Source organism: Streptomyces sp. PU-14G (assembly GCF_041028275.1).
Classification (GTDB): domain Bacteria; phylum Actinomycetota; class Actinomycetes; order Streptomycetales; family Streptomycetaceae; genus Streptomyces.
Map to the genome: position 1 here is coordinate 1 of NZ_JASKYT010000449.1, position 4,403 is coordinate 4,403.

Annotated in this window: 2 protein-coding genes and 1 pseudogene; all 3 read right to left on the reverse strand. The window is 74.2% G+C overall.

Annotated features, from left to right (window positions below; translation table 11 throughout):
- Nucleotides 1-325, reverse strand: a pseudogene (locus AB8Z75_RS31180) (hypothetical protein); the annotation flags it as partial.
- Complete coding sequence (locus tag AB8Z75_RS31185) at nucleotides 322-2,562, reverse strand: biotin carboxylase N-terminal domain-containing protein (RefSeq protein WP_369207894.1); 2,241 nt, start codon at nucleotides 2,560-2,562, stop codon at nucleotides 322-324. The gene AB8Z75_RS31185 and the pseudogene AB8Z75_RS31180, both read right to left, overlap by 4 nt.
- Nucleotides 2,563-2,617: 55 nt before the next feature.
- Nucleotides 2,618-4,297 (reverse strand): carboxyl transferase domain-containing protein, encoded by a 1,680-nt coding sequence (locus AB8Z75_RS31190; RefSeq protein WP_369207896.1) that lies wholly within the window; start codon nucleotides 4,295-4,297, stop codon nucleotides 2,618-2,620.
- Between the last annotated feature and the right edge of the window lie 106 nt (nucleotides 4,298-4,403).

The following is a 4,403-nucleotide window of genomic DNA, read 5'->3' on the forward strand; positions in this document are numbered from 1 at the left end:
TGGGCGGCCCGSCCGCGTCCGGCCCGCCCATGCCCGGGCCATCCGTGCCCGGACCCTCCGCGTCCGGGCCTCCCGCACCGTGACCGGTCAGCCGGGGGAACAGCTGTTCCGCGTCGGCCAGTTGGGGCACCCACCTGGGGTGCACGAAGCTGGTGGCCTCGACCGTCGTCAGACCGGCCGCGACCAGCCTGCGGACGAACTCCGCCTTCACCTCGGTCGGGACGATCGCCTTCTCGTTCTGCAGCCCGTCCCGCGGGCCGACCTCGTGGATCCGCACCCGCGCGGGCAGCCCCTCCAGGGGGAAGGCCATGGGCAGCCCCGTCATCCCGCCGCCTCCGTCTCGCCGCCGCCGGCGTTCCCGCCGTCCGCACCGGTCTCGTACGGGTCCACCACCGCGAGGATCTGGTCCATCGCGACGGTGGCGCCGGCCGTGACGTCCAGTTGGGCCACGCGCCCGGCGTGCGGTGCCGCGATGACGTGTTCCATCTTCATCGCCTCCACCACCAGCAGGCTCTCGCCGGCCGCCACCTCGTCACCCACCGCCGCCTTGACGAGGGTGACGGTGCCGGGCATCGGAGCCGTCAGCGCGTCGACACCCTGGGCGGCCCCGGCCCGTTGCAGCGCGGCGGCCACCGGGTCGTGCACCCGCACCTGCCACGCCTCGCCGTCCCTGCCCAGCCACACGCCCGGCGCCTCGCCGTCCCCGTCCACGGCGCGGCTGAAGACGCCGCTCATGCCGTCCCAGTCCAGCCGCACGGTGGCGCTCCGCTCCCCGCCGAACGCCTGGCCCTCGACGGTGGGGCCCGGAGCCAGACGGGCGCGCACGGGGGCCGCGCCCTCGACACTGACCTCCATCTCGCCCGGGGACACGGGTGCCTCCGGGCGTTTGCCGTCCGGGGCGGCCGGACGGACGCGCACTGCCACCGGATCGTGGCCGGGCACCCGCAGATGGTGCACCGTCCACGCCCGCTGCCCGCCGAGCCGCCACCCCGACGGCTCCGCGAACGGACTCACCCAGACCGCCGCGCCGCCGCTGAGGCCCCGGCCCGCGCCGGGCGCGGAGGAACCCGCCCCGCCGCCGTCCGAGCCCGCGTTCCGCGCGCCCGTGGCCGGCGCCGGGGACAGCGCCGCGTGGCGCAGCAGGGCCGCCGCGCCGTACACCTCGTCCGGCACCCCCTCGGGCAGCAGCCCCGCCGCGGCACGCTCCACCAGGCCCGTGTCCAGATCGCCGGAGACGACCTCGGGGTGGGCGAGCAGCCCGCGCACGAACGCCGTGTTGGTGTCCACGCCCAGCACCGTCGTCCGCGCCAGTGCCGCCCGCAGTCCGCGCAGCGCCGCGGCCCTGTCCGGGGCCCAGGCGATGACCTTGGCGAGCATCGGGTCGTACACCGTGCCCACTTCGGTGCCCGTGGTCAGCCCGGAGTCGGTGCGCACCCCCTCGCCCCGCGCCTCCTCCAACAGCAGCACCCGGCCGGCCGACGGGAGGAAGTCGACCCGTCCGTCGCCGGCGCCCGGAGCCAGGCGCGCCGTCTCCGCACAGATACGGGCCTCCACCGCGTGCCCGTTCAGCACGACGTCATCCTGGGCGAAGGGCAGCGGCTCTCCGGCGGCGACCCGCAACTGCCACTCCACCAGATCCAGCCCGGTGATCAGCTCGGTGACCGGGTGCTCCACCTGGAGTCGGGTGTTCATCTCCATGAAGTAGTACGCGCCCGAACCGTCCCCCGGCACGATGAACTCCACCGTGCCCGCACCCCGATAGCCGCACGAGCGGGCCGCGTTCGCCGCCGCCTCACCCATCGCCGCGCGCGTCGCCGCGTCCAGCAGCGGGCTGGGGGCCTCTTCGACGATCTTCTGGTGGCGTCGCTGGAGGGAGCACTCGCGCTCCCCGAGGTGCAGCACGGTGCCGTGGCCGTCGGCCAGCACCTGGATCTCGATGTGCCGCGGGCGGTCGACCCACCGCTCCACCAGCAGTCCGTCATCCCCGAACGCGCCCCTGGCCTCGCGCCGGGCCGCGGCGATCTCGTCCGGCAGCAGCGCCTCGTCCCGTACCAGCCGCATGCCCTTGCCGCCGCCGCCCGCCGACGGTTTGAGCAGCACGGGCAGGCCCGTCTGGCGTGCCGCGGCGGCCAGTTCGTCGTCGGACAGCCCGCTGCCCGAGGAGCCGGGCACCACCGGGACCCCGGCCTCGCGCACCGTCTCCTTCGCGCGGATCTTGTCGCCCATCAGCTCGATGGCCGCGGCGGGGGGCCCGATGAAGACCAGGCCCGCTTCGGTGCACCGCTGGGCGAACCCGGCGTTCTCCGCCAGGAAGCCGTACCCCGGGTGGACGGCCTGGGCGCCGCTGCGCCGGGCCGCCTCCAGCAGCCGCTCGATACTCAGATAGCTCTGCGCCGCCGCGGCCGGACCGATCCGCACCGCCGTGTCGGCCTCGCGCACATGGCGCGCGTCGGCGTCCGCGTCGCTGTAGACCGCGACCGAGCGCACGCCCAGCCCGCGCAGCGTGCGGATCACCCGCACCGCGATCTCACCGCGGTTGGCCACCAGCACCGTGTCGAACATCGGTCCTCTCCTTGCCCTCACGACTTCCGTCAGCTCCGCCACCGTGCTCGCCCCGTCACATCCGGAAGACGCCGAACCGGGCCGCCTCCGGATCGCGTCGGGGCAGGGGGGCGTTGGCGCACGCCGTCAGAGCCAGCCCCAGCACCTGACGGGTCTCCAGCGGGTCGATCACCCCGTCGTCCCACAGCCGGGCCGTGGCGTAGTAGGCGTTTCCCTGCGTCTCGTACTGGGCGCGGACCGGGGCGCGGAACTCCTCCTCCGCCTCGGCGGACCATTCCTCGCCCCTGGCCTCCAGCTGATCCCGCTTGACGGTGGCGAGCACCGACGCCGCCTGCTCGCCGCCCATCACCGAGATCTTGGCGTTCGGCCACATCCACAGGAACCGGGGGCTGTAGGCCCGGCCGCACATCGAGTAGTTGCCCGCCCCGTAGGAACCGCCGATCACCACCGTCAGCTTCGGGACCCTGGCGCACGCCACGGCCGTGACCATCTTGGCGCCGTGCTTGGCGATGCCACCCGCCTCGTAGTCCTTACCGACCATGAATCCCGAGATGTTCTGCAGGAACAGCAGCGGAATGCCCCGCTGATCGCACAACTCGATGAAGTGGGCGCCCTTTTGGGCCGACTCCGAGAACAGGATGCCGTTGTTGGCCACGACACCCACCGGGTGCCCGTGCAGGTGTGCGAAGCCCGTCACCAGCGTCGTGCCGTACTCCGCCTTGAACTCCTGGAACCGCGAACCGTCCACGAGGCGGGCGATCACCTCCCGCACGTCGTACGGCGTGCGGGAGTCGGCCGGCACCGCGTCGTAGAGCCCCGCGGGATCCACCGCGGGCTCCTCAGGGGGGCGCACGGACCACGGCAGGGCGCCGGCCTCCGGCCCGCCGGCCGGCAGCGTCGAGACGATGTGCCGCACGATGCGCAGGGCGTGCGCGTCGTCCTTGGCGAGGTGGTCGGTGACGCCGGAGACGCGGGAGTGCGTCTCCCCGCCGCCCAGCTCCTCCGCGGTGACGACCTCTCCCGTGGCCGCCTTCACCAGTGGCGGGCCGCCCAGGAAGATCGTGCCCTGCTCCCGCACGATCACCGCCTCGTCGCTCATCGCCGGAACGTAGGCGCCGCCCGCCGTGCACGAGCCGAGAACAGCGGCGATCTGCGGGATACCGGCGGCCGACATCCGGGCCTGGTTGTAGAAGATCCGTCCGAAGTGCTCGCGGTCGGGGAAGACGTCGTCCTGCATCGGCAGGAAAGCGCCTCCCGAGTCGACCAGATACAGGCACGACAGCCTGTTCTCCAGCGCCACCTCCTGCGCCCGCAGGTGCTTCTTGACCGTCATCGGATAGTAGGTGCCGCCCTTGACGGTGGCGTCGTTGGCGATGATCGCCACCTCGCGCCCCGAGACCCGGCCGATGCCCGCGATCACCCCGGCCGCCGGGGCCGCGTCCTCGTACATCCCATCGGCTGCCAGCGGGCACAGCTCCAGGAACGGCGAACCGGGGTCGAGCAGCGCGTCCACCCGGTCGCGTGGCAGCAGCTTGCCGCGTGCCACATGCCGCTCGCGCGCCCGCGCGCCCCCGCCCAGCCGGGCGCGCGCCAGCTTCTCGCGGAGCCGGCCCGCCAGCTCCCGGTGCGCCCTGCGGTTCTCCGCCGACGTCTCCGCGTCCGGGGCGACGGCGCTCACCAGACGTGGCGCAGCGGGCCCGTGCCCGCTCGTGTCCCGCACCGTCTGCTCGTCCATCAAGCCCAGCTCCCTCGCTCGCACCACACCGCACACGTCCCGTCCCGCCGCGCCCCCGCCCGCGGCACACCTCCGGCTGCCGCGGGGCGGCATGCCGTCCGGTGGG

Excerpts from the sequence above, each read along its gene's own strand:
- AB8Z75_RS31185 (WP_369207894.1), bottom strand. The coding sequence starts at position 2,562 with ATGTTCGACACGGTGCTGGTGGCCAACCGCGGTGAGATCGCGGTGCGG.
- AB8Z75_RS31190 (WP_369207896.1), bottom strand. The coding sequence starts at position 4,297 with ATGGACGAGCAGACGGTGCGGGACACGAGCGGGCACGGGCCCGCTGCG.